Raw genomic sequence first — 23,857 nt, 5'->3', positions numbered from 1 at the left:
GCGGTGTCCTGCGCGTACCCGACCCGGCGAGGGTGGTCAGTCCGAAGACGATGTCGCTGTACGAGGCGGAGTCCGTGCTTGAGCGGTACCGCCGCCCGGGGTGATAACGCAGTGTCACCGCGCCGGTTCCGTGCTTACGGCGAGCCACTGTGCGACGTTGGGCGCCGACCCGAGCCGGACCGGAGGGACGGACACCGTGATGCCGGACATCAGACGCGGCTTCGTCGCGACGACGCTGCTGACAGCCCTGATCATGACGGCAACGGCGTGCGGGGGGTCCGACCCCGAGCCCGTCCCGCCCCGCGACACCACAACCAGCGACACGGAGACCAATACGTCCCCGACCGCGACGGCGGACGAGGAACTGGGCAAGGTCTTCCCCGGCACCGACGGAGGCTCCGGCGGTGGCGCGACGCTCTCCGTGCCGAGGGCACAACTGGACGAGCCCGCCGGAGGCACCATGGAGCTCGCCAACGACAAGCAGGTGCCCCTGACCGTCCAGCCGCTGAAGGCCACGACCGACAGCGGGGAGCTCTCGATCGTCGCGGACGGCTGCACCGGAGTCACCCTTCAGCCCCAGGAGACGTGCAGCGTCCAGGTCAGCCACACCGCCCAGGAACCCGGCAGGTGGACGGGGACGGTCACCGCTCCGACCGCCGAAGGGCCCGTGTTCTCGGTGACCCTGACCGGTGAGGCCGTCGGGGCCGCATCGGAGACGACCTCCGAACCCCCGACGCCGCAGCCCGACGAGACCCCGGAAACCCCCGACGAGACCGAGACCCCGGAGACCCCTGACGAGACCGAGACTCCCACACCCGAGCCCGGGCTCACCTGACAGAGCCCTTCATCTGCACCCGGACCGTGCCATCGTCGTCCGGGAGCACGACCGTCACGGTGTTCTTGTACCCCCCGTAGTAGGGGACGAGGTAGAAGCGGGTCGGGGTCTTCAGCAGGAGGCGAAAGCCTCTGTACCGGTACCGGTAGGGCCCGGCTCGGGCGCCCAGGTCCCTGAACTCGATGTCCTTGGCGTGGTGCACCAGCGGAAGGCGCGAAAGGACCTCCACGGCCGGGTTCCGCTTCATACCGCCGTTCGCGTCCGCCACCGCTTGCGTCTCGCCCGCCATCGCCGCGTACCGGGACACGCCGTAGAACAGGCTCAACGTCAGCATCCCCAGGAGCAACGCCCCGGCCACGAGCCACAGCCGGTCGGCGTCGCGGACCCGACGGTTCCGCCGCCCGGCATCGTGTTGCCCGAGGCGCACCTGGATGCCGAAGAAGGCCAGGCTGGCTCCGAGGGCCACCATGAGGCTGGGCAGCAGCCCGCGTGGCCAGCCCGCGGGGAGGAAGGCGAGCAGGTCTTCCCGGAAGAACACGGGGTAGCCCCCGACCACCCCCAGGAGCAGTCCCACCGCCAGCAGCACGCGGTACGCCGTGCGGCGCCGCCCCTCGTTCTCCGGGCGGGCCAGGGCGTGCCCGAGCCAGCCGAGCACAAGCAGGACGACGAGCCCGCAGACGAGCAGCATCCAGACCGGGAAGAAGAGGGCCTGCGGGCTGCGCGCGAGGACGGCCTCAACGGAGATGGGTAGTTCGCTGAGCGGAACGCCGAACGCACGGTAGTAAGCCTCGTTGTACTGGTTACCGAAGTAGTAGAGCAGCCCGAGTACGACGGCCCCGGGCGCCGCGACGTACGCCGCCTTGTCCAGGAACGACCATTTGGGAGGCGCCGACGGCGGCCGCCGCGCCTTCACGGGCATGCGCTCAGTCTGTCCGCCCGCCCCCGGGCCCGCACGTAATGGCCGCCCACCCGGCTGACACCCCGCCGTACCGGTGCAGGCCAAAGCCGGCGGCAGGCCGGGAGCCCGCCGAGACGCGGAAGGCCGTCCGCGAAGTTGTAGGCGGCAACGTCCCTTCGCAGATGCCGCCGGCCATGTTGCTCCTGGACGGCGCCGACGGCACGACCAGGCTCCGCCTTGACGGCCCGCTGCTGATCCTGGCGGACGACGACGAGGATCAGGACCGGCTGTCGGGCTGGACCACGGACGAAGACGCCGACGCACTGGCCGAGCCGACGGCCGGGGAGTTCGGAGCGTCGTTGCGCCGGCTGACCGTGCCGGGGGCGGCCCCGCCGGCGGTGCCCGGCGAGGTGCGGGTGATCGACCGGTTCAGGACGGGATCGGGCGGGCTGAAGGTGACCCTGGCGTGGCCGGCTGCCCTCCGAGCCGCCTGTGCCTCGCCGCTGAAGCTCAAGGACCCCACCGCCGCCTCCATGCCGGCGGCCTCCGCTGCCTTGGCGATGTCGTAGCGAGAAGAGGGAAGGCATCCGCGCCCTTGGACCCCATGGAGTCCGTGGTCTCGGTAGCGGTGCGGCGTGTGTGGGGACCTCCCGCCGGGCACGCCACGCGGGAGACCGAACCCTGATCCGACGATGATCCTTTCGATGCACCCTTGGGGTCGGTCGCAAGCGGATGTGGTCAGCGGTGTCATCAGGCGCGGTACCGGCGCGGGAGCGATTCGACTGGTACGCCGACGTGATCTCGCGCGAGGTGATGCCCGCCGCGCTGAGCAGTGAACGGCCGGCCGACTTCCGGGGAGAGGCGGCCGTGCTGGACATGGGTGAGCTGCGTGTGGCGCGATTCGAGCTGTCGCCCCTGCGTTCCCGGCGCACGCCCGCGATGATCCGGCGCGGGGACCCGGAGCAGTATCAGCTGGCGCTGGTGCGCAGGGGCACCACGTCGTTGTCCCAGCACCGCCACGCGTGCACAGTGGGGGCCGGGGACTTCATGCTCTGGGACACCTCCCGCCCTTCCGACAACGAGATGCCCGCCGGAGGAGGGCCGGTCCGGGCAACGATCCTGATGCTTCCGCGGACGGTGTTACCCCTGCGTGCCCAGCGCCTGGACACAATGCTCGCTCGCCGGATACCCGGTGACCGAGGGATCTCGGCGGTCCTGGCGTCCTTCATGACTGCGCTCGAGGAACACGGCGGCGACTGCGGGCCTGAAGAATTGGGGCGTCTGAGCGCTGCTGCCGTCAGCCTGGCGGCAGCCTGCCTGGCCCAACATCTGGACTGCGGGGACCGTCTGCCCGCCGAGGGCCGCGCTCAGGTCCTGCGGCAGCAGATACACGCCTTCATCGAGCACAACCTCGGCGACCCGGAGCTGACGCCTGCAGCTGTCGCCGCTCGCCACAGCATCTCACTGCGCAGCCTCCACCAGCTGTTTCACGGCCAGGCGGAGGGCGTCCACGCCCGGATCCGCCGGCGCCGCCTGGAGCAGTGTCGGGCAGAGCTGGTCCGCTCGGGTCCCGGCGCGGACCGGGTACAAGCCATCGCGGCCCGCTGGGGTTTCAGCGGACCGGCGGTTTTCAGCCGGTCCTTCCGTGCGTCGTACGGAGTGAGCCCCACCGAGTTCCGGTCGCTGAGCGCCGACGCGTACTGCGAGAGGCGCAACGGGGCCGGCTACGGAGGAACGGCGCGGCCCGGCAAAGAGTGACGGGCGCCGGCGCGGACACGGGGACCGGCCCGGCGGCCCTTCCCCGCCGTCCATGGACCGGCGGGGAAGGGCCGTTCGGCGGACGGGTCAGTTCCAGACTTCCCCGTAGAAGAACCCGCCCGTGCCCTTCAGGTAGTAGTGCTGGCCGTACAGCCCGCCGGTGCAGGCCTGCTGCCAGCGGTAGCCGTTGGTCGCGATGGAACCGACCATCACCCCGGTGTCGCCGTCCCAGAGCTCGGCGCGTCCCCAGGAAGCCAGGGCGTTGTGCTTCCCGCCGAAGCAGACCTGGTGGCCGCTGTTGGACGCAATGCTGGCACTGGTACACATCGTGCCGCCCGAGGACGAGCACGAGGACGACGCGGCGCTCGCCGGGCCGGCGGTGATGAGCCCGAAGGCTGCCACGGCGGTCGCCGTCATAACGATCTGGCCGAGCCTCTTCTTCATGGTGGATCCCCCTGCATGCGGTCGAAGTCGATCGAACACTGGAGAGCCTATGAACCCGATGCTGAGCACGCTGTGCAGCCGGCGCGGACTTCCTTGACGATCAGCGCAATGCCGCCGGGGCATAAGAGACCTTCATGCGGGAGACCCGGGCGCGCCTGACGTCGACCCCCTGTACGAGGCGGACGTCGACCTCACCGGACTGCTCGCGGACTGGACCGCGCACCTGTCCGTGGTACGTCGGCCGAAGCGGTGGCCACCGTGCTCGGGATCACCCGCTCCAGGGGGCCTGGTCCTCCTCCTGACAGTGCAGAACTCCGTGGAGGGCCGCGTCGAGCCGTCGTTACCATCGGGGCGTGATTACGAATGAAGGTGCCCAGTTGGGGGCGGAAGCCGCCCGCCGCTTGTCTCAACTTGGGCGTGTCGAAGTTTTGCCAGGTCTGTCGGACGCCGAGTTCGCACGGGTCGAAGCGGAATTCGGCTTCGAGTTCAGTGACGATCACCGTGCGTTCTTGGCGGCCGGCTTGCCGACTGGTCGGCCGTCCAGTCCGGGTCGGCGACAGCCCTGGCCTGATTGGCGCAACGGTGACCCTGACGAGCTCCGCGAACGGCTTGCCTGGCCAGCCGACGGCGTGCTCTTTGATGTCGAACACAACAGCTTCTGGTCGGAAGACTGGGGGGCCAAGCCTGGAGTGCTGGCCGACGTCCTCATGGTGGCCCGTACGTGTCTGGCTGCGGTGCCGACGATGGTGCCTGTCTGTTCGCACCGGTACTTGCCTGCGGGACGTGGCACGTATGGCCACCCCGTCTTGTCGATGTATCAGACCGACATCATCTACTACGGCACCGATTTGGTTGACTATGTCCACCAGGAGTTCGGTGGCCCCGGCTTGGATCGTCAGGACGAGGCATGGGACCCCAAGGCGACCGTCTCATTCTGGCGCGATCTCGTGAGTTGAAGTCAGGAACGCTTGGCCGCGTGGTTCACCCGAGTGGCTCAGGAGAGTCTTCAGGCGGCCTGTCCGAGCTGAAGCGGGGTAAGAGGCGGTCGGGAGAGGCCCTTCCTCTGGGCGATGCGTCGGGTCATGAGGGTGATAACGGCCCAGGTGATGAGAGCTTCACTGTGCTGGACGAGTCGTTCGTAGTCCCTGGCGTGGCGGCGGGCGTGCATGAGCCACGCCAGGGTGCGTTCGACGACCCAGCGGCGGGGCAGGACGACAAACCCGGTGGCGTCCTTGGGTCGGCTCACGGTCTTGATGGTGAGCCTGAGGTGGTCCTTGGCCCGGGTGACGAGCTGGCGTGGTCGCGGGGTGTGGTGGGAGTGCGCGGTACAGGCTCGGCTGTTCGGTACTTCATCGCGGGCGCTGAACGGTGGTGCGGGGTAGGGCCCCGGTCTCGGCGGATGGGGGGCTTCCTGCTGTCTGGCATGCGGGCCCGACACGCTTTCGCCTCCAGCCGCGGCTCGCCTGCCCTACTCTTCAGGCATGGCTCTGTGGATGGCCTGGGCAGTGACGTCCGTTGCCTCGGCGGGTGGAGAGATGGGCGACATTGAGGGAGCCGTGGCCGCTCTCGACAGGTCGGTGCAGCGGATTCTGGACCGAGACCCGGCCATGACCGGCAGGCCGGCGACCGCGCTACGTGAGTCGACGCGCAACATCCGCACGCGGATGCTCGGTGAGGGGCGGGCGGCCGTTGAGCAGGGAGAGCGCTGGTCGGTCGAGGTGGGAGGGGTGAAAGTGCTCCTCATCCCTCGGGGCGACGAGTCCCCCGCCTGAGCTTGCGCGGATGCGCCGGTTCTGACCGGCGGCAGGGTCCTCAGCTCGTTCTTCAAGGTCCGGCTGGGATGTCAGAGCCACCGCATGGAGTCCCGGCGATGGGGCGGGTACCGGGGCCATCAGCACCGAAGAAGCGGCAGCCTCCCTGGCCTGCGCGGGGGTGCGGCCCAACCGGCGTCCAGGCATCATTTGAGGGCCACGATCGCGGCTCGCCGGTCCGACCCATCCAGCGATTCGAATGGCCGTCGAACCTGGTCCCTCACCCGGGAATCCGTTGTCTGACGGTACGGGGCGACGCCTTCGGGTAGCGACCACAGTTCAGACCTGGCCCGGCAGCGGCGGGGGTGGCGGGGGAGCGGGAGCGGACGGGTCCGCACGTGCTGCTGCTCTCTCGGGGGCCGTCCGACGAAGTGCCCGGAGCTCGCCGCACGCCCGGAAATTGGCGATGGTGAGGCCAACGCTCGCAGGAATGATCACGAAGATGAACAGCAGCGAGCAGGCGATGACCTCGACGCCAACCATGACCACTCCTTTCTCTTGAACGCGTTCAATCTGAACACGTTCAAGATAGCGGGTTGCGCCTTCGACGAGCAAGTGACCCACCCCTATGGATTCCAGCAGTAGGTCGGCTCTTCGAAGGCGCACGGTACGTCGGCACGAACGGGGGAGCCGGCCGCGCCGTTCTCCTGCGAGGGTCGTCCGGCTGGAGTCGGGTGATCCGCTGTGAAGTGGCTGCTCTTGAGGCTCCGCCCCGCATGCTCCCGGCCGCCCCCACTGGCTCGGGCAGGCCACGGCCAGCGCACCCCCCGGCCGGGTTGGGGCTCTTTGGCTCGGAGCGGCCGTCCTCCCGGTGCTTCACCGTCTGCGGCGTCTTCAACGCGGCCGCGAGCCGGGCCTGTGTGACACCGACCGCCCAAGACGCTGCCGCGCCCGTTCGCCGGAGACGGCCACCGCGGCACGCCTCCGCCAGTGCTGTGTTGCGGCGCCCGATACCCGACTTCGCTGGTTGTTGGGCCCTTCTGGGTGTGGGTGCGTGCTGGGGCGGGGCAGGGTCGCAGGCGGGATCCAGCCGGCCCATCGGCAGGGGACGTGGGAGAGGGCGGTGTGCTGGTGGATTGGGACTGGTGGACGGTCGTTTTGACAAGGACTCAATGCCTCATCCCGGAGCAGGTCGCGCTGGATCTGGTGAGCGACAGAGCGGTGTACCGATGCTGATGCGGGTGGCGGCCGTCGCGGTAAGGGCCGGGCTGCGGCTGTCTCGTCGTACGCCGATTGTCAGAGGCTGCTGGCAGTATCGCCGCTGTGAACGTCATCCGTACCACCCCGCCGCGGCCGTTCGACGTGGCTGCGGTCTTCCCTCAACTGGCTCCGCTGGCACGCCCGGCGACGCGGCTGCATCCCCGCCCCGGTTCTCCGTCACCGCACCAAAGTTCGATCGGCGGACCACTGCTGTGGCCTGCCAATCAGCCGTGGCTGTACTGCGACAAGTGGCACGAGGGTCCGGTCTCCCCCCTCCTGCCAGTGGCCCAGCTGTACGTGCGCGACGTGCCCCAACTACGGCCGCCCGGACGGACCGACCTGCTCCAGGTGCTGTGGTGCCCCTCGGAGCACCCGCCGGAGCACAAGCCTCCGACCGAACTGTTCTGGCGAACCGCCGCTGACGTCACCCACGTCCTCCCCTCGCCACCCAAACCGTCCGAGGCGCAGTACGGCTACACGCCGGAGCCGTGCGTGCTCGCACCGGAGCAAGTCACCGAGTACCCCAACTTTCTGGAGCTGGACAAGGAGCTGCAACAGCAGCTGAGCGACTGGAGCGCATGGCAGGCGGCCGGCGTCGCGATAGATGATTCCTACGAGGCCGCTCCGGAGGAGTTCTACTCCGACGAGCTGTCCGTCGCCCCCGGCTGGAAGGTCGGTGGATGGCCACCGTGGGGCCTCACTGATCCCATCGCCCGGTTCTGCATCAACTGTGGCGCCGCGATGAACCCGCTGCTGACCATCGCCTCGGACGAATGTCGAGACTACAGAAGGGGTTGGGTCCCGTACGAGGACCAAGCCATCGCCGTTCTCGACGACGACAACGTGTCGAATCCGCCCGGGATTCAGGTCTCCGATGCAAATCATCTGCAGCTGTACGTCTGTCCGACGTGCTACACGCATACCGACCTGATCCAATAGGCCATTGCTGGAGTCCCCGCGACCCCGGGTGGGCGAAGATCGCCCCAAGCAGCACCGTGAAGCCTGTAGCGCCAGTCAGCATGTTGCCGGGGACGCCGCAGCGTCCCGGGTGGCAGCGGATTCACCACGACTCCGGCCAAGGTTCGGTAGTCCGGGTGTCACGCTGGGGTGGCGGCTGCCTCATCGTGCGGGGTGTGCGGCCGGGCACCGTCGCCCGAAGGGACAGGTCCAGGTCGAGGCAGCTGTTCATGTCCAGCTCGAACCGTCCGTACGGATTCACGTGGGTCCAGAACCGTGGGGAGAGCGCCGGCCGGTCCGCGTCGGTGAGCTTGTCCGCCCACTTCGGATCGGCCAGGACCTCTTGCATCAGCAGCGTGTTGACGTGCACCAGCGCGGACTGGAGCAGGTGCAGCGCGAGCATGGAATCCTCCTGGGACTTCTTGTCCGCATCGGCCAGGTCGCCGTCGCAGGACCTGCTCGGCCTCGGCGGTCCCCAGACGCAGGCGGTGGCGTACTTCATGATCTGGTCGTACTGCTGGGAGATCAGGTCCCAGTCGATCGTCTCGGTGGAGAGCACCCCGGGCCCAGGTTCGGCCAGTTGTCGTCCTGCCCGGCGGCCGGCCGGTACAGCTTCGCGGAGCCGATGTTCTTCAGCCTCGGCTTCAGTTTGAAGTCGAACGAGAACAGGGCCGTATCGGGGGCTTCGCGCCGGAGCGGACGCAGGTACGTCGCGGGCGGGTGCCGTTTGCGGGCCTGCCCCGGCTTCCCGATACGGCTCCGCCCGACCGGCCCCTGACAGTGCCTCACGGCGCCATGCGAGGATGAGCACCCCTGCTCAGCCGGGGTGACCGGCGAGGCCAACCCTGCGGGTGCGGGTCCGTACCGCGGGGGTGGTCCCATTGCCTGTTGGCCATGCGACGCGCTGTCCCGGTGGTTGAACACCGCCGGGACAGCCGGTCAGGGCCGCTGGCAGTGACGGCCCCTACCTGAGGTGCGTCACACGGTGGTGGCCAGCCAGCCCGCGGTTTCCGTCGTGTGCCTGCCGTCGCTCCTGGTGTTGGCGTTCACGTTGACCTCGTTGAAGCGGATCAGGAATCCACTCTCGGTCACGGCGTGGATCCGGATGCCCGGGGTCTCCGGGCCGTTGAAGGTCTGAGTCTGGGTCAGGACGATGACGTCGGACCCCGTCGGGAACGGGGTCGGGAAGGTGACCTGGGTGAAGGTGGAGGTGTTGCCTCCCACGGTCTCGATCGCGTTGTCCGAGCGGAGGTCGACCTTGCCGGTCTGAATCATGGACATGGCGCACTCCCGTGATCAGTTTCGCGTCATGAGAGCCGTCGTCACATCAACCCCCGGTTACTGGCGCCGTTCCTGCTCGGCTGTGGCGCTGCGCCAGGAACGTCAACTTCGCCCATGGTTGATTCACTCCGAGGAGGGATGGCAGGCAAGGGTCCAGCGCGGACTTTCGGCCATGACGGGGCGGCCGGGAGGGGGTCGGGAGGCGTGTGTGGTGGCTGCGGCTTTGCCTTGGCTTCATCCATGACGGGCGTGGGGGAGTGGTTGGGGGAGCGGCTTCCGTAAACGTGCCTTGCGGGATTGACCGAACCCCTCCATTCGTCACTTTACGTGTTCACTTGAATGCGGTGCGCTACGAGGTGTCTCGGCTCCGCCACGGCGCGCAGTATGCGGCCGACCGGCGGCGCATTCCAGAAGCGTCTCGAGGGGAAGAACCATGACCACACCTCCCGCTGCTCCGCTCCGCGTCGCCCTGGCCAACGGCAGCTTCGAACAGCCCGCCGTGACCGATGTGGAAATCCTGCCGGACGCCTCACAGACGCAGGCGGCCAAGCGGGTCCCGGGCTGGCTCACCACCGCCTCCGACCGCAAGATCGAGCTGTGGCATTCGGGCTTCAACGGCGTACCGGCGGCCGACGGCGCCCAGTTCGCCGAACTCAACGCCAATGAGGTCTCCACGCTCTACCAGGACCTGCCGACCACGCCCGGTACGAAGCTGTACTGGCGGCTGTACCACCGCGGCCGCCAGGGAGACGACACCATGGCACTGGACATCGGCGCGCCGGGCTCCACTGCGGAGCAGAGGCGCTTCACCGACGGCAACACCGCCTGGGGCTATTACACCGGCACCTACACCGTCCCGGCAGGCCAGACGCTGACGCGCTTCGCCTTCCGCTCCATCACCGCCGCCGGCGGCAACCGCAGCGTCGGCAACTTCCTGGACGGCATCTTCTTCGGCACCGCCCCCTACGTGGTGCTCGCCAAGACCGCCATCCCTGCAGGACCGCTGGAGGTGGGCGACGCCATCACGTACCGCATCACCGCCAAGAACGAAGGCGGCGGCGGGGCCGAGAACCTCGTCCTGACCGACGTCATCCCGCAGGGCACGACGTACCTGCCCGGCTCCCTGCGCATCGTCGACGGCCCGAACGCCGGAGCGAAGAGCGATGCGCAAGGAGACGACCAGGCGTACTACGACGCCCAGGCGAACAAGGTCGTCTTCCATCTCGGCAACGGGGCTTCCGCCGTGGAAGGGGGCAGCCTGCCCAACACCGAGAGCCTGCCGGCAGGTACCACGGTGGAGTACCGGGCCGTCATCGACCGGGCCAGCGGTGGCAAGCAGATCAGCAACACCGCCACCGCCTCCTACGAGAACCGGCTCGGCGACACGCCGGAGCCCCTGACGTCCACCTCCAACGAACAGGTCACGCAGGTCAAACCGGCCGCCGACCTGACCGTGGCGAAGGCAGCCGACGCCACCACCGTCACCGTCGGCCAGACGGTGACCTACCGCATCACCGTCCACAACGGCGGCCCCAACGACGCCACCGGCGTCACCGTCACCGACCAGCTCCCCGACGGTCTCACCTTCCTGTCCGCCGACGGCTCGGGAAGCTACGACCCGGCCACCGGGCAGTGGGCCGTGGGAGACCTGGCCGCCGGCGCCACCGCCACCCTCGTCCTGCGCGCCAAAGCCACCAAAACCGGCCTGACCGGCAACACCGCAACCGCCACCGGCAACGAAAGGGACCCCGACACCACCAACAACACCGACACCGTCAGCATCTGCGTCGAACCTGCCCCCTCCTGCTGCGACCCCTGCACCGGCCAGGAGTAGCCCCCAGCCGATCGCCTCGGTGACCACTGTCAACAACTACTCCAGGCCCACCCCTGCGGAGGTGCAAGGCCGGGAGTAAAACCCCGGGGCCCTACTGCTGCCGCACGATCGTCGCCGCCCGCCTCGCCGGCGAGGAGATCGAACCGCGCGGCCCCATCGAGACCGAAGCAGCCCGCCGCCTCGCCGACGACCTCAAGAACGAGTGATCACGCGATGACCCAACACTTTCTCAGGCCGGGCGGACCAGGCGGTTGTCGTGGGCGAAGACCACGGCCTGGATCCGGTCGCGGAGTTCGAGCTTGTGCAGGATCCGCCCCAGATGGGACTTCACGGTCGCCTCCGCGAGGTACAGCGCGGCCGCGATCTCGGCGTTGGACAGGCCGCAGCCGACCTCGACGAGCACCTCGCGCTCACGGGCGCTCAGCCGGTCCAGCCGCTCGTCGCGGACGGCGGCGCCGCCGTCGGCCATGTGCGGACGGAAGTCCTCCAGCAGGCGCCGGGTGATCCGTGGGGAGAGCACCGCGTCGCCCGCCGCGACGTTGCGGATCGCGGTGAGCAGCTCCTCGGGCCGGGTGTTCTTCAGCAGGAAGCCCGAGGCTCCGGCGGCGAGACCGGCGAAGGCGTACGCGTCCAGGTCGAAGGTGGTCAGGACCAGCACTCTGCTCTGCGGGGAGACCTCGACGACCTGTCGGGTCGCCTCGATCCCGTCCGTCCCGGGCATCCGGACGTCCATGAGGACGACATCGGGCCGCAGCTCCCGGGCGAGGCGGACGGCCTGGGCACCGTCCGCGGCCTCGCCGACCGGTGTCATGTCGGGCTGGGCCTCCAGGACCGTGCCGAAGGCCATCCGGAGCAGCGCCTCGTCGTCGGCGATCAGGATGCGGATCGTCATGCGGAGGCCGCCCCGCCGCCGTTGAGGAGGAGTCGGGTACGGACGCCCCAGCCGCCGCCCGGAAGCGGTCCGGCCTGCAGTGTTCCCCCGTAGGCGGCCGCGCGCTCGCGCATGCCGGGGATGCCGTGGCCGGGCGGTGCGGCGGCGGGCCGCGCCGGGCGGGAGCCGCTGTCGGTGACGTCCACGCCGACGGCCTGGGCCGAGCACTCGACCAGGACCGTCGCGCGGGTGCCGGCGGGTGTGTGCTTGAGGGTGTTGGTCAAGGCTTCCTGCACCAGACGGTAGACGGTGAGTTGTGCGGTGGCGGGGACGTGGGTGTGGCCGCCGCGGACCTCCAGGCGGGTGGGTAGCCCGGCCGCGCCCATCTGGTCGGCAAGGGCCTCCAGCTGGGCGATGCCGGGCGGCGGGTGGCGCTCGGCGTCCCGCTCGCCGGTCCGCAGGACGCCCAGCGAGCGCCGCATGTCGGTCAGCGCCTGCCGGCCCGTCTCGGAGATCTGCAGCATCGCGGCGGTGGCCCGGTCCGGGGACCTGTGCTGGGCGTAGACGGCGGCGTCGGTGAGCGCGACCATGACGGACAGGTTGTGGGTGACGATGTCGTGCATCTCGCGGGTGATCCGGGCCCGCTCCTCGGCGACGGCCAGCCGTGCCTGCTGTTCCTGGTGCAGCGCCAGCCGTTCGGCCCGTTCCTGCACGGCGGCGAGGTAGGCCCGGCTGGTCCGCACGTTCACCCCGAGGACGGCGGCGGCGACGACCGTCGCGGAGAGCGCGACGAAGGGGGTCAGGAACGCGCCGTCCGGTACCCAGCGCAGGCAGGCCAGCACGGCTCCACCCTCCACGACGGCACCGGCGAGGAGCGTGCCGCGCCGGCCTGTGTGCGTGGCCGCCGTGTAGAGGGCCACCAGCAGGGCGATGTCCGCGGGCAGTTGGACGTCCATCAGCCACTGGACGAAGGCCGCGGCCACCACGGCGCCGAACACCGCGAGCGGAGCCCGGCGCCGCCACAGCAGGGGGAGCGCCAGGGCGGCGGTGAGCGCCACCGCCACCGGCAGCTCCCGGGCCGGGTACGTGGTCACGACGTTGAGCAGGAGCAGCGCCGGCAGTACCGAGTCCCACACCAGGGGCGGTACCCGGTCCTGGTGGCGCACCGTCACACCTCTCCGCCGATCGGTCGTCGTGGCGGCCGGGCCTGGGCCACCACCGCGTACAGCCGGAGCCTAGGCCGCGGGGGCGGCGGCACGCATGAGCCCACCGTCTGACCGCACCCTGCCGGGGTACGACCGCAGGAGGAGGCCCACCACCTCCCGCGGTCGCAGAGCGGCCGCCGGACGGGCGTGACCGGTTGCCACTCCGGTCGCACCGCGGCCCGCCCGGGTTGCGACCGGAGTGGCAACCGGCGGCGACCCGGGACCGATGCGGCGGCGCGGACCCGGCGCCGAGCATGGCCGGGTGACCGAAACCATCACGGGGCTGTCGATGTCCCTTCCGGAAGTCCTCGTCCTGCTGGGTGCCCTCGCGCTGGTGGCGGCGCGCTGGCTCCCCCCGGCCGCCCGCCGGCCCGTCACGATCGGGGCGGGGGCGGTGCTCGTGGCGTCCGCGACCGTGCTGGGCGTGGTGGGGATCCGCTGGCAGCAGCTGCCGGTCCTGGCCGGCGCCGCCCTGGCGTCGGCGTTCGCCCTCCCGCCCCTGCTGCGACGCCGTACCGGCCGACCGACGTGGCGGGCCCGCTGGTGGCTGGCCCTGCCGGGATCGTTGGCCTGCGCCGGTCTGATCGCCATGGGCCCGGTGGCGGCCTGGGCCTTCCCCGTGCCCGAGTTCCCCGTGCCGTCGGGCGGCTTCGCGGTCGGCACCCGGGTGGCGCAGTGGACCGACCCGCTCCGCCCCGAAAGCTTCACCGCCGATCCGGACGACCGGCGCACGGTCGTGGCCCAGCTCTGGTACCCCGCGCAGAAGAGCCCCGCCGGCACCCAGCGGGCCCAGTACCTGGGACGCACGGAGCAGGAGGCACGCACCGTCGCCGAGGCCCTCGCCGGCGGTGTCGGCCTGCCCGGCTTCCTGGTCGACGGCGTCCCGCGGGCTCGCAGCCGTGCGGTCGTCGACGCCGTGGTGGCCGGTGGGGAACAACGGTTTCCGATCGTCCTGTTCTCCCCGGGGTCGGGCGGGGTGCGGACCCAGAACACCGCCTGGGCGGAGGAGCTGGCCAGCCAGGGCTACCTGGTCGCCGCCCTCGACCACCCGTACGACTCCGCCGTCGTCGTCCTCGCAGACGGCCGCACGATCCGCGCCACGACCGCCTCCAGCGGGGACCGGGACCGGGACGAGGAACTGGCGGCGGGCTGGACCGCCGTCCGGGCCGCCGACCTCGGCTTCGTCCTCACCCAGCTGGAACGGCTGGACCGGGGCGAGAACGCCGACCCGCTGACCGGACGCCTGGACACCGGCCGCGCCGCGGTGGCCGGCCACTCCCTGGGCGGTGCCGCCGCCCTGCAGGCGGCCCGGCAGGATCGCCGGTTCGACGCCGTCGTCGACCTGGACGGCTACCCCCACGGCCCCACCGCGCCCGCCCTCGAGCAGCCGGCGCTCGCGCTCACCCAGGAGATCACCGCCGACACCGACCCGCGCTACCTGCCCCGCCTCACCGAAGCCCTCGAGAACAGCGCCGCGACGAGTTACCGGCTCACCGTCCCCGGCGCCGGGCACCTCACCTTCATGGACGGCCCGCTCTACCTGCCGCCGGTGCCCTCGATCGTCGGCACCCTGGGCCGCACCGAGAGCCCGCGCGTCGTCGCCGAAGCCACCCTCGCCTTCCTGGACGCCGTCCTGCGAGGCAGCCCCGGCGACCCGGCCGAAACCCTCCGGGCCTACGGGAAGGTCTACACGGTCTCACCATCAGGGGCTCGGGGAACTGCGAGGCCGACCCCGTGATCGGCCGAACACGCACGTAGACGGTGTTGGGTAATCGGGTGATCACTCGTTCCGGCGTTCAGGCATCAGTTGAGGGCCACGAGTGCAGCCCGCCGGTCCGGCCCCATCCAGCGATTCGAATGGGCGTCGAAGGTGGTCCCTCACCCGGGAATCCGTCCGACGCCGGGAGGGCCTTTGCCTGATCATGTGCTCCGACCAAGGTGCACTGACCACAACGAAGGCCGTGAAGGTGAGGCTGCTGCCGGAAGCTACTCGAGGGGAGGCGTTCGCGGAAGCATCACGCTTCCGCGACGAGCTGTGCGAGTGTCTGACGGTACGGGGCGACGGCTTCGAGTGGCGACCACAGTTCAGACCTGGCCCGGCAGCGGTGGTGAAGTGACTGCCCTTGCGGCTCCGCCCCGCATGCTTCCGGTCAGCCCCCCCCGGCCGGTCGGGGCTCTTCAGTTCGAAGCGGTCGTTCTCCCGGTTCTTCACCGTCTGCGGCGTCTTCAACGCGGCCGCTAACCGTGCCTGCGAAACACAGGCCGCCTCACGCAGCCGCCGTACGCAGCGGACGTCGACCTTTCGGGACCGCTCGCGGACTGGACCGCGCACCTGTCCGTCGTCCGCGACGCTGCCGTCCCGCTGTCCGAACCGCCGGCCGCGCTCCTGGCCGAGACGGCCGGGCAGCTTACCGCCACGCCCGCGGACACGCCGTGGGCCGCGCTGCGCGCCGCAGGTGTGCCGGAGCGGATCGCCGCCCGGGTGGGCCGGGAGGTCGCGGGCGCGATGTGCGACGACGGTGCGCCGGCCGAAGCGGTGGCCACCGCGCTCGGGACCACTCGCTCCAAGGCCCTGGTCCTGCTCCTGAGCGCGCAGGACAGGCAACGGTGCGCACCACAACGCGGGCAGTTCGGCAGAGTGCCCGACGCGTCATACGAGGCGGGGTGCGTGCCGGTTCGGGTACGGGCTGCGGCTGGTCGGTGGATCGCGGCGCAGTGTGACGGTGTGTTCCGGGGGCCGGACCGGAGGGGTGTGGCTTGATCGTCGGGCGGTCCCGCGCAGGGGCCGGAGTATCAGCCGACGTCCGTGGCGCGTCCTGGGTGCCGCGGCCCTTGCACAGGAGCACCGATCGTGACACTGATCCTGCAACATGAGGTATTCCAACGCGGTGCCGGGGGTGGGCGGCCGCGGCGCCCCGTCCGGCGTGCCGCTCTTCTGCTCGCCACGGCGGTTCTGCCGGCAGCGCTGCTGGTGGTGCCCACCGCCACGCCCGCCGCGGCTGCGCCCGTGACCGTCACCTTCAACGCAGGCGCCAACCAGGCGTTCACCGTCCCTTCCGGCGTCACCCAGCTGACCGTCACCGCCACCGGCGCCGCAGGCCAGAACGCGCCTAACGGTGGCACAGGCGGGAGCGCCGCAACCGTCACCGGCACCCTGACCGCCACCCCGGGCACCACCCTGTTCGTGAACGTCAACACCGGCGGCGGACCGGTCACCGGAAACTTCCCGGGCGGCGTCGGCGGCGGTTCCAGCGACGTCCGCACCTGCAGCTCGGCCGCCTCCGGCTGCACCCTGACCGGCAGCCCCGGCATTGACCCCCGCCTCATCGTCGCCGGCGGCGGAGGAGGCGGCGGCTACGGTTCCGCCATCGGCGACTTCCAGGTCCCCGAGGCCACCGGCGGGGACGCCGGCAACACCGGAGGCGACGGCGGCGACAGACCGCAGGGCGGCGGCGGCGGTGGCGGAGGTACCCAGACCACCGGCGGCACCGGCGGAGCCGCATGCTCGCAGAACCCAACCACCGCCGGCACCGCCGGTACGGCCGGCACCGGCGGCACCGGCGGCACCGGCTTCGGCGGAGGCGGCGGCGGAGGCGGCTGGTTCGGAGGCGGCGGAGGCGGCGGCTGCGGCCAAATCAACAGCGATAGCACGGCAGGTCCTGGTGGTGGCGGTGGCGGGTCGAACCTCGTCCCGCTCGGTGGTACCCCCGGACCAGCCACCGGGCCGGCCCAAGTCACCATCACCTACGAACCGGCCCCGGCGACCTGCGCGACCGCCACGGCCACCATCACCGGCACCAACCGCAACGACGTCCTGACCGGCACCCCCGGCGACGACGTGATCTTCGCCCTCGCCGGGAACGACGTGGTCGACGGACGCGGCGGCAACGACCTGATCTGCGGCGCCGACGGCAACGACACCCTCACCGGCGGTGACGGCAACGACCGCGTCGAGGGCGGCAACGGTAACGACTTCCTCACCGGCGGCAACGGCAACGACACCCTCATCGGCGCCAACGGCAACGACTCCCTGTCCGGCGGCGCCGGCAACGACGCCAACGACGGCGGCCCCGGCAACGACGCTCTCAACGGCGGTCCCGGTACCAACACCAACGACGGCGGACCCGGCCACAACAGCTGCACCAACCCCACCACCGGAACCGGCTGCAACACCTGATCAACGATTACCGGAAACGGGCCCCGGCACGTCCCTCGCCGCAACGGCGTCCGACGCACGGGGCCCGCTTCAACGCTCCGTGACGCAGCTCCCGAACGCCCAGGGGCAAAGATCTGCGCGTAGACCTCGGCCTGGGCGAGTTCGGAAGGATCGACACCCTGGATGAGCTGGTCATACGTCGTCCGGTGCAGGGTGTCAGCTGCCAGCTGTGCTCGCTCTGGGGTCAGGTACTGCGGCGGTCCGTACCCCCAGTCATCGCTGGCGAGGGGTTCCTCGCCGTGGACGACGTCGACGGGGAAGGCCGAGCGCTGCAGGAGGAAGCTGAGCAGGTGCCATGTCCGGTGCGTGGTGAAGTGCCGCGCCTCGGCCGGTGCACGTGCAGGATCACCCTCCGCTTGCGCGTCCTGAGTCTCTTCGGCGAGATCCCACGCCCACTCGGGATCCTTCAGGGCCCGGTCCAGTTCGGCAGGCGTGACGCGCAGGTACTCCCCGTTCATGCTCATGGGCGGCAGCATGCGGAGCGTGTTTGACAGTGACGTCGGTCGACCCGGAACCGGTACTCACTCTGTGCGGCGGGGCTTGGTGCCCTTCTCGTGGTGAGCCGGCCGGGCGTATGCCTCGCCAGTGGCAAGCACTCGCCCGACGTCATGACGGGGTGCCGGTCGGTCTGTGGCATGCGCGCCCGCCGCCACGCGAGGGACTGCGAACGGCTCATCCAGGGCTCCGAGACCTTGATCATATGAGCGGCCGTCACTCTCATGCCCAGGCGTCTCGCTCGGAAGGGGGCCACCCCCAGCCGGCCGAGGAAACCGGCGCCAGCCGACGGCTGACCGCCCCCTACTCCTGCTCTTCCTCCATGTTGCCGATGGCGACGCGGAGGCCGTACATGCTCCGCTGGACGTCGATCACGGTACCTCGGTCCGGCCGAGGGCTCGCCCGACACCTTCCACATCCCAGGCCTGGAAGCGGAGGTGGGCGAACATTCGTCGGTCTCACTGAATTCTGTCCGGGCCCTCCGCCGGGGTCGTATGTCAGCGCGCGGTGACTGAATACGCGGCGAGCGCGCGGTTGCCGTGCGGCTGGGCAATGGCCCGGAGAACGTCGGCCTGGCTCAGGACGAGCTGTCGCACCGGCTCGGGCAGCGCGGCCAGACGCTCATCCCTTCCCACCAGGTCGAGGCAAGCAGCGATTTCCCAGTCGCCGTCCTGAAGTTCTTCGGTATTGACCGGATTGCTGCCGTCGGCCGTCCAGCCGGCCTCAGGCAGGATCCGCAGCAGGCCCTCGCGGGAGAAAGGTGTGCGGACGTTGCCCTCGCCATGCGATCCTGCGGCCTCGGTCTGCCCCTGGATCAGCACGGCGAGCAGGTGCGCCAACTGGGTGTCGGAGGCAGGCGTCAAGTCCCACTCGGTGAAACATAGTCGCCGCGCCCACGGCCGTACCCGGGCCAGCGTGTCTCGCAGTTGTCCGAGTGATGTGAAGTACCAGGAGCAATGTGCGAGCACCACGTGGTCGAAGGTGCTTTCGGGGAAGTCGACTGATGGGTCGAGGACGTCGGTGCCGAAGCGGAAGTCGATGCGTGGCCCGAGAGGGCCCGCCGCTAGCCGGGCTGCCGATTCTCCGAGCGTGACCGGCGCCCCGTAGGAGGGTGCGGCCACGTCAACGGCCACCACGCGCCCTTGGGGCCCAACCGCCTCTGCAAGGACGGCGGTCATGTCGCCCTGGCCGCAGCCCAGTTCGAGGACGGTTGAGCCTGGTGCGATGTGCCAGCTCGCCACGAGCGCGGCGCGGTGACGAGTCTGGGACAGCTGGATGTCTGGGCTGTGATCGGCGGCGGCCATGCCGGCCGCGAGCGAAGGGGCCTTGGCGAGGAGATCGGAGTGATTCACAAAGTCCTTGGTGATGCTTGACGGGTCGGTGCGGGCCGATGGTATGAGACGAGGGGGCAGCGGCGCCTCCGATATCGACGAGGGACGGCCCGCCGAGGCGGAGGCTGAGGTCGAGGCCGTCCTGCGGGCGGCGACACGGACCATGCGCCTGCCCAGCATCTGCGAGCTGAATTGCACGCTTTGGTGTGCTTGGGCAATCTCCGGACTCGGAGAGGACAAGGAGAACCGCACCTTCCTTCTCGCTCCGCAGCGGCTGAAGGGGCCGGCCGAGAAGGCGGAACAGGTCGCCCGCATGGTGCCCGACGGGCGCCTTGTTGCCGGTGAACCACCAGCCGGTCCTGGCGACCCTCTTCAAGACGCCCATCTCGGAGATGAAGCTCGCGGTGCCCCTGGTGACGTCCTCGGCCATAGCGGTCCGGTCCTCCCGGTACCAGCGGTGGTGATCGAAAACGTAGTGGACGCGGCCGAGTCCGCGCCGAGATCTTGACGAAAGCGGCGCCCCGTCCCAAAGCTGCGCGGTCCGCTCGCGCAGCGGTGCGGCCACCGGCCCGGCCGCCTGGGGCAGCCACGGGAAAGCGGCGAACAGTGCCCACAAGGAGTGCGCGTACAGGTCGACGTACCCCGGCGCGAGGCGCAGCCCGTGGGCGAGTCCCCGCAGCAGGGTCACCGGGTCCCAGCCCGACAGGTCCCGGTCCCGCATGAAGGTGTCCCGGCCTCGTGGGAGGAAGCCAACGGGCAGCTCACCCGATTCCTGCCCGACCTCCCGGCGGAAGAGGCGGCGCGGATCGTGGCGGGGCTGACCCCGTCGGCCCGCGGTCGGATCCGCGCCCACCTCACCGCCCGTCCCGCCGCTCTGGTCAGCGGTGCCTCCGCTGCGCCACGCTCGGTCCAGGAGCGCATCAACACCCTCGCCGAGTCAGGGTTCGCACACCCGCGGACGCTGGGCGGGCCCGGCCGCGACGGACATTCGTCGCCGCCGAGCCCGCTCAGGTGGCGAGGTCAGTGTCCTCGGGGTCCAGAGTGGACCGGAGGGCCCCACCTCTGTCATCTGGACCCACCCCACACCCGCCGACCTCGCCCGCTACCTCCTCGAACGCCTCGGTCCTCCCGGCGAACGGCCCATGCGGACAGGGGCATCTCGTCCTCGCGGCGCCGGCTGAGCTCTTCAGGGCTCTTGCCCCTGGCGACTCCCGGCGGCGCAGGTGCTCGGGCTCTGCCCTCCCGGGCCTCCTGGCGCTCGTCCTGCGTACCGCCCGTTCGGTGGCTCCTCCATGGGCGCCCGGGACTGGCGGTGCTCAGGAAGAAGGACCGCACCGAGGTCACCTTTGTCCTCCCCGCGGACGTTCCGCCGGGTCCGGTCAGCGTGGTGGGTGACTTCAACGACTGGCAGCCCGGAGTTCACACCGACCCAATCGGGCTGCTGCCCGTCGTAGTCACCACCTGAGAAGAACCAGCTCAGGACGCGATCCGCTGCTGGAGTTCTAGGGCTGGCGCTTCCAGAGCGTCACTTCGGTGAGGTACGTGGGGACCGTGTACTGCTTGCTGGACGACGGCTCGATGGCGACGATCTTGACCATGGCCAGGTTGCCCTTGGACGTGACCGTGCACAGCAGATCGCCCTGGACGATGGCGCTGTCTGCGCCGGAGAGGTCCGAGCTCGGCAGTCGCTCGGGGATCGGGTTGGTGGCGGCCCCGGCGGCGCACAGCTTGGGGGTGGTGCCCTTGCTCTTCCCGAACGCGGTGCTGCTTTTCACGTCCTCGAAGCCCATCTCCAGCTCTCGGTCCTTCCAGCCGATGTCCCCGAACGGAGCGACCTTGGGGAAGTCCAGGTCGACGGCGTTGACCTTGCCGAATTCACGGCCCGCCAGGAGCTTGACCGGCTTGTCCTTGTAGACCTCGGTGTAGGCCGGTCCGGAGGCCGAGGCCTGGGGCGCGGCTGCGGAACCGCTGGGCTGCGCCGCAGGTGCGGCGGCGTCCTTCGGTTGGTCTGCCGTCCTCTGCTTGCCGTCGCTCGCGGTTGCCTTGCTGCCGGTGCCGTCCTCGCGCGTCAGGTACCAGCTACCGCCCGCGATCAATGCCACCGCCAGGACCCCCGCGCCGACGATCAGCGGCACACGGCTGCGGCCCGAGGCCGCGGCCGCGGGGGCCGCAAGGCCGCCGGCTGCGGGCGGCGCGGCGTAGGCGGCGCTCGTGGGGGCGTCGTAGATGGGAGAGTGCGGGTGGCCGCCTGTCGCTTGCTGCGTCGGCGCGTACGCCGGGTGGGCTGGTACTGAGGCCTGTGTGGGTGCGTACGCCGGCCGGGCCGGCTCGGGGGTGTGGGTCGGCGTGTACGCGGGCTGGGCGGGCTGCGCGGGCTGGGCCGGTGTCTGCGCCAGCTGCTCGCGCCGCGCGATCTCCGCAGCTACCGGTGCGGGCAGCCAGTCCGCGAAATCGCGCAGCTCCCGGCCCGCCGACTTGCGGCACCACTCGGAGACTTCCGCGGGCAGTGGCCGCTGGCCCGCATCGGCGGCCAGGCAGCGCTCCAGCAGCGGCCGCAGCGCGTCCGGGTAACCGCTGAGGTCCGGTGCCTGCTGCGGGGTGTTGGCTATCGAAGCGGCGATCGAGATGCCCGCGCCCTCGCCGTACGGGTGCCGGCCGGTGGCCACGACGGCGGCGATCAGACCCAGTGCGAAGATGTCGGTGGCCGGGGTGACCGTCTTGCCGAGCGCGTGCTCGGGCGACATGTACTGCGGGGTCCCGATGAACCCGCCGCTGCGGATGGCCGGCAGCGGCAACGGCCCGTGGGCGGCGAGGGCCTCGTCGAGCGGCAGGCCGGGAACGAACGCGGTGGCCAGCCAGGGCTGTTCCCCGCTGGTGTCGTGGTCGAGGACCGGCACGATGTGGTAGCCCTGCACACGGCGGGCCGCCTGTACCTCGTGCTCGAACCGCGCCCGGAAGTCCTGCTCCTGGGCGAACTCGCGTCGGATGACCTTCAGCGCGACCGGCTGGTTCCCGCGGGTCCGGGAGAAGTAGACGGAGCCCATGCCCCCCTCGCCGATCTTGGCGAGCAACCGGTAACCGGCTATCTCCTGCGGATCGTTCGGCCCCAGCGGATGCCGGGGCAGCGGCAGGCCGGCCAGCAAGGACCGTAGCCGGTCGGCGTCGATCCGCCCCTTTGAGGCCTTCATGCATCGCCCCGTGCTCACGCCGGTGCTCGGGCAACAGACGAAGGCCGCCACAGTGTCCGGAGAGTGCCCGGGTCAGCGACTAAGTGCGAGTCATTTTCGACGCCGGCCCCAAATGGCGAGGTCAGGCTCCCTCGGGAGTGATCAGGCAGAACGGATGGCCGACGGGGTCCTCGTAGACGCGGTAGCCGATCGGCTTGTCCGAACCATCCAGCAGCGTCGCACCGAGGGCGAGCACCTGGGCCTCAGCCGTATCGAGGTCCGTGACCATCACGTCGATGTGCATCTGCTGAGGACGCGCGGAATCCGTCCAGCGAGGCGCGCGAAAGTCGTCTACCCGCTGGAAGAGGACCACCGATGTGCCCGCCGCGTTCTGAAGCACGACGTAGTCGCCGGTGTCCGCCTGCCGTGAGAGCGACAGCAGCTTCTCGTAGAAACCGGCGAGCTCATCCGGGTCGGGGCAGTCGATGACAACGGTGTACAGGTGTCCGATCATCCGGCTCACTTTGCCACTGGCCCGCGATCGGGCCGAACGGCAGGTGTCCAGCCCAAGGTGAAGGAACAAGCTCAGGCGGGGTGTACCTCCCAGCTGGAGATGCCACTGCGCTCCTCTGCGACGTACAGGGTGCCGTCCGGGCCGAATGCCAGCCCGTGGGGTTCACTGTCGAAGGCCGAGAGCGGGTGTTCGGTGACCGTCCCGTCCGGGGTGACGGAGCCGATCCGGCCGGTGGCCCACTCGGTGAACCAGCAGGCCCCGTCCGGGGCGACCGCGACGGCGTGGGGGCGGCAGTCGGCCTCGGGCAGCGCGAACCCGGTGATCTCCATGCCTGCCCTGCCGGTCGTGAGCCGCCCGATCCGCCCGGCGCCGATCTCGGCGAACCACAGGCTCCCGTCCGGGCCGGCCGCGAGCCCGACAGGGGCGGCGCCGGGCGTGGGCAGGGGGTAGAGCCGGACCTCGCCGGAGGCCGTGATCCGGCCGATCGCGTTCGCCTGGTTGAGGGTGAACCACAGGGCGCCGTCGGGCCCCGCCGTGAGGAAGGACGGGAATCCGCCCTTGCACGGCAGCGGAAACTCGCGGACCTTGCCGTCCGTGCCGATCCGGCCGATGCGATCGGTGTTCGTCAGGGTGAACCACACGGCGCCGTCGGGCCCGGCCGCTATCCCGTAGGGCCCGCCCGCGCCGCCGGGCAGCGCGTACGAGCGGGTCTCGCCGTCCACCGTGATCCGGCCGATCCGGTGGTCGCGGTACCGGGTGAACCACAGGGCGCCGTCCGGTCCGGCGGTGATCAGGGTGGGGCCGCAGTCGGGGGAGTCCAGTGCGAACTCCTCGACGCGGCCGGTCGACGGGGTGAGGCGGGTGATGCGCCCGGCGTGGACGAGGGTGCACCACAGGTGGCCGTCCGGCCCGACGGCGAGCGCGTACGGGCCGGAGCCGGCGGTGGGTAGGCCGAGGGTTCCGAGCGGGCTTACGAAGGTGTTCAAGGCGAGGCGCCCTTTCGGCGGGGAGAGGGGGAGAGGTGGGGAGGTGGGAAGAGG

22 protein-coding genes and 2 pseudogenes are annotated in these 23,857 nt (G+C 70.5%); 11 read left to right on the top strand and 13 right to left on the bottom strand.

Annotated elements, in window-relative coordinates; translation table 11 throughout:
- Nucleotides 1-199 precede the first annotated feature (199 nt).
- The gene (locus tag IE257_RS05925; protein WP_189965385.1) at nucleotides 200-835 is read left to right on the top strand and encodes a hypothetical protein; all 636 of its coding nucleotides are present in this window, start codon (nucleotides 200-202) and stop codon (nucleotides 833-835) included.
- Here IE257_RS05925 and IE257_RS05920 read toward each other — a convergent pair.
- The gene (locus IE257_RS05920) at nucleotides 828-1,754 is read right to left on the bottom strand and encodes a hypothetical protein (RefSeq protein ID WP_189965383.1); all 927 of its coding nucleotides are present in this window, start codon (nucleotides 1,752-1,754) and stop codon (nucleotides 828-830) included. The genes IE257_RS05925 and IE257_RS05920 overlap by 8 nt on opposite strands.
- Nucleotides 1,755-1,927: 173 nt before the next feature.
- Between IE257_RS05920 and IE257_RS05915 the strand changes: the two genes are divergently transcribed.
- Complete coding sequence (locus IE257_RS05915; RefSeq protein WP_189965381.1) at nucleotides 1,928-2,302, top strand: hypothetical protein; 375 nt, start codon at nucleotides 1,928-1,930, stop codon at nucleotides 2,300-2,302.
- Nucleotides 2,303-2,477: 175 nt separating this feature from the next.
- Nucleotides 2,478-3,491 carry an AraC-like ligand-binding domain-containing protein gene (locus tag IE257_RS05910; protein WP_229920149.1) on the top strand — a complete coding sequence of 338 codons (1,014 nt, stop codon included), beginning with the start codon at nucleotides 2,478-2,480 and terminating at the stop codon, nucleotides 3,489-3,491.
- An 87-nt stretch (nucleotides 3,492-3,578) separates the two neighbouring features.
- On the opposite strand, the gene IE257_RS05905 is transcribed toward IE257_RS05910, so the two are convergent.
- The gene (locus IE257_RS05905; protein WP_189965377.1) at nucleotides 3,579-3,935 is read right to left on the bottom strand and encodes a hypothetical protein; all 357 of its coding nucleotides are present in this window, start codon (nucleotides 3,933-3,935) and stop codon (nucleotides 3,579-3,581) included.
- A gap of 353 nt (nucleotides 3,936-4,288) precedes the next feature.
- Between IE257_RS05905 and IE257_RS05900 the strand changes: the two genes are divergently transcribed.
- Nucleotides 4,289-4,891, top strand: a complete 603-nt coding sequence (locus IE257_RS05900) for a hypothetical protein (protein WP_189965375.1) — start codon at nucleotides 4,289-4,291, stop codon at nucleotides 4,889-4,891.
- Between the two features lie 50 nt (nucleotides 4,892-4,941).
- On the opposite strand, the pseudogene IE257_RS05895 reads toward IE257_RS05900, so the two are convergent.
- Nucleotides 4,942-5,229 (bottom strand): annotated as a pseudogene (locus IE257_RS05895) (transposase); the annotation flags it as partial.
- A gap of 187 nt (nucleotides 5,230-5,416) precedes the next feature.
- On the opposite strand from IE257_RS05895, the gene IE257_RS05890 reads away from it, so the two are divergent.
- On the top strand, nucleotides 5,417-5,707 hold the full coding sequence (locus IE257_RS05890; protein ID WP_189965373.1) for a hypothetical protein: 291 nt from the start codon (nucleotides 5,417-5,419) through the stop codon (nucleotides 5,705-5,707).
- Between the two features lie 318 nt (nucleotides 5,708-6,025).
- Here IE257_RS05890 and IE257_RS05885 read toward each other — a convergent pair whose 3' ends face one another.
- Nucleotides 6,026-6,301: a hypothetical protein gene (locus IE257_RS05885; protein ID WP_189965372.1), complete on the bottom strand. Its 276-nt coding sequence runs from the start codon at nucleotides 6,299-6,301 to the stop codon at nucleotides 6,026-6,028.
- A gap of 708 nt (nucleotides 6,302-7,009) precedes the next feature.
- On the opposite strand from IE257_RS05885, the gene IE257_RS05880 reads away from it, so the two are divergent.
- On the top strand, nucleotides 7,010-7,885 hold the full coding sequence (locus IE257_RS05880) for a hypothetical protein (RefSeq protein WP_189965370.1): 876 nt from the start codon (nucleotides 7,010-7,012) through the stop codon (nucleotides 7,883-7,885).
- A gap of 121 nt (nucleotides 7,886-8,006) precedes the next feature.
- Here IE257_RS05880 and IE257_RS05875 read toward each other — a convergent pair whose 3' ends face one another.
- Together IE257_RS05875 and IE257_RS05870 are read right to left on the bottom strand one after the other, a co-directional pair.
- On the bottom strand, nucleotides 8,007-8,462 hold the full coding sequence (locus IE257_RS05875; protein ID WP_189965368.1) for a Tn3 family transposase: 456 nt from the start codon (nucleotides 8,460-8,462) through the stop codon (nucleotides 8,007-8,009).
- A gap of 419 nt (nucleotides 8,463-8,881) precedes the next feature.
- Nucleotides 8,882-9,184, bottom strand: coding sequence for a gp53-like domain-containing protein (locus IE257_RS05870; RefSeq protein WP_189965365.1), 303 nt, complete (start codon nucleotides 9,182-9,184; stop codon nucleotides 8,882-8,884).
- 433 nt (nucleotides 9,185-9,617) lie between these two features.
- Between IE257_RS05870 and IE257_RS05865 the strand changes: the two genes are divergently transcribed.
- Nucleotides 9,618-11,018 carry an isopeptide-forming domain-containing fimbrial protein gene (locus IE257_RS05865; RefSeq protein WP_189965364.1) on the top strand — a complete coding sequence of 467 codons (1,401 nt, stop codon included), beginning with the start codon at nucleotides 9,618-9,620 and terminating at the stop codon, nucleotides 11,016-11,018.
- A gap of 229 nt (nucleotides 11,019-11,247) precedes the next feature.
- Here the strand turns inward: IE257_RS05865 and IE257_RS05855 are convergent, their stop codons facing one another.
- On the bottom strand, nucleotides 11,248-11,910 hold the full coding sequence (locus IE257_RS05855) for a response regulator (protein WP_189965362.1): 663 nt from the start codon (nucleotides 11,908-11,910) through the stop codon (nucleotides 11,248-11,250).
- Nucleotides 11,907-13,055, bottom strand: a complete 1,149-nt coding sequence (locus tag IE257_RS05850; protein WP_229920148.1) for a sensor histidine kinase — start codon at nucleotides 13,053-13,055, stop codon at nucleotides 11,907-11,909. The genes IE257_RS05855 and IE257_RS05850 overlap by 4 nt, the downstream gene beginning before the upstream one ends.
- 265 nt (nucleotides 13,056-13,320) lie before the next feature.
- Here IE257_RS05850 and IE257_RS05845 point away from each other — a divergent pair, with 265 nt between their 5' ends.
- Nucleotides 13,321-14,832 (top strand): alpha/beta hydrolase family protein, encoded by a 1,512-nt coding sequence (locus IE257_RS05845; RefSeq protein ID WP_189965359.1) that lies wholly within the window; start codon nucleotides 13,321-13,323, stop codon nucleotides 14,830-14,832.
- 1,113 nt (nucleotides 14,833-15,945) lie between these two features.
- Nucleotides 15,946-17,271 (top strand): calcium-binding protein, encoded by a 1,326-nt coding sequence (locus IE257_RS05840; protein WP_189965357.1) that lies wholly within the window; start codon nucleotides 15,946-15,948, stop codon nucleotides 17,269-17,271.
- Between the two features lie 170 nt (nucleotides 17,272-17,441).
- Here IE257_RS05840 and IE257_RS05835 read toward each other — a convergent pair.
- Together IE257_RS05835 and IE257_RS05830 are read right to left on the bottom strand one after the other, a co-directional pair.
- Nucleotides 17,442-17,768: pseudogene (locus IE257_RS05835) on the bottom strand (DUF1877 family protein); the annotation flags it as partial.
- A gap of 534 nt (nucleotides 17,769-18,302) precedes the next feature.
- Nucleotides 18,303-19,157: a class I SAM-dependent methyltransferase gene (locus IE257_RS05830; RefSeq protein ID WP_189965355.1), complete on the bottom strand. Its 855-nt coding sequence runs from the start codon at nucleotides 19,155-19,157 to the stop codon at nucleotides 18,303-18,305.
- A gap of 320 nt (nucleotides 19,158-19,477) precedes the next feature.
- Between IE257_RS05830 and IE257_RS38840 the strand changes: the two genes are divergently transcribed.
- Both IE257_RS38840 and IE257_RS39575 read left to right on the top strand, forming a co-directional pair.
- Nucleotides 19,478-19,600 (top strand): hypothetical protein, encoded by a 123-nt coding sequence (locus IE257_RS38840; RefSeq protein ID WP_268251381.1) that lies wholly within the window; start codon nucleotides 19,478-19,480, stop codon nucleotides 19,598-19,600.
- 848 nt (nucleotides 19,601-20,448) lie between these two features.
- Entirely contained in the window at nucleotides 20,449-20,601 is a 153-nt protein-coding gene (locus IE257_RS39575; protein WP_189966268.1) for an early set domain-containing protein, read from the top strand.
- 37 nt (nucleotides 20,602-20,638) lie between these two features.
- On the opposite strand, the gene IE257_RS05820 is transcribed toward IE257_RS39575, so the two are convergent.
- From IE257_RS05820 to IE257_RS05810, 3 genes are all read right to left on the bottom strand, one after another.
- Nucleotides 20,639-22,324 carry a serine/threonine-protein kinase gene (locus IE257_RS05820; protein WP_229920147.1) on the bottom strand — a complete coding sequence of 562 codons (1,686 nt, stop codon included), beginning with the start codon at nucleotides 22,322-22,324 and terminating at the stop codon, nucleotides 20,639-20,641.
- Nucleotides 22,325-22,445: 121 nt separating this feature from the next.
- Nucleotides 22,446-22,817 (bottom strand): VOC family protein, encoded by a 372-nt coding sequence (locus tag IE257_RS05815; protein ID WP_189965353.1) that lies wholly within the window; start codon nucleotides 22,815-22,817, stop codon nucleotides 22,446-22,448.
- Nucleotides 22,818-22,888: 71 nt separating this feature from the next.
- Entirely contained in the window at nucleotides 22,889-23,803 is a 915-nt protein-coding gene (locus IE257_RS05810) for a Vgb family protein (RefSeq protein WP_189965351.1), read from the bottom strand.
- Nucleotides 23,804-23,857: the final 54 nt, after the last annotated feature.

Source organism: Streptomyces avidinii (genome assembly GCF_014650695.1).
Taxonomy (GTDB): domain Bacteria; phylum Actinomycetota; class Actinomycetes; order Streptomycetales; family Streptomycetaceae; genus Streptomyces; species Streptomyces avidinii.
This window is presented reverse-complemented; position numbering and strand designations above follow the sequence as displayed.

Coding starts and splice junctions, on each gene's coding strand:
- IE257_RS05870 (WP_189965365.1), bottom strand. CDS start 9,184: ATGTCCATGATTCAGACCGGCAAGGTCGACCTCCGCTCGGACAACGCG.
- IE257_RS05865 (WP_189965364.1), top strand. CDS start 9,618: ATGACCACACCTCCCGCTGCTCCGCTCCGCGTCGCCCTGGCCAACGGC.
- IE257_RS05905 (WP_189965377.1), bottom strand. CDS start 3,935: ATGAAGAAGAGGCTCGGCCAGATCGTTATGACGGCGACCGCCGTGGCA.
- IE257_RS05820 (WP_229920147.1), bottom strand. CDS start 22,324: ATGAAGGCCTCAAAGGGGCGGATCGACGCCGACCGGCTACGGTCCTTG.
- IE257_RS05925 (WP_189965385.1), top strand. CDS start 200: ATGCCGGACATCAGACGCGGCTTCGTCGCGACGACGCTGCTGACAGCC.
- IE257_RS05815 (WP_189965353.1), bottom strand. CDS start 22,817: ATGATCGGACACCTGTACACCGTTGTCATCGACTGCCCCGACCCGGAT.
- IE257_RS05915 (WP_189965381.1), top strand. CDS start 1,928: ATGTTGCTCCTGGACGGCGCCGACGGCACGACCAGGCTCCGCCTTGAC.
- IE257_RS05855 (WP_189965362.1), bottom strand. CDS start 11,910: ATGACGATCCGCATCCTGATCGCCGACGACGAGGCGCTGCTCCGGATG.
- IE257_RS05845 (WP_189965359.1), top strand. CDS start 13,321: ATGCGGCGGCGCGGACCCGGCGCCGAGCATGGCCGGGTGACCGAAACC.
- IE257_RS05920 (WP_189965383.1), bottom strand. CDS start 1,754: ATGCCCGTGAAGGCGCGGCGGCCGCCGTCGGCGCCTCCCAAATGGTCG.
- IE257_RS05890 (WP_189965373.1), top strand. CDS start 5,417: ATGGCTCTGTGGATGGCCTGGGCAGTGACGTCCGTTGCCTCGGCGGGT.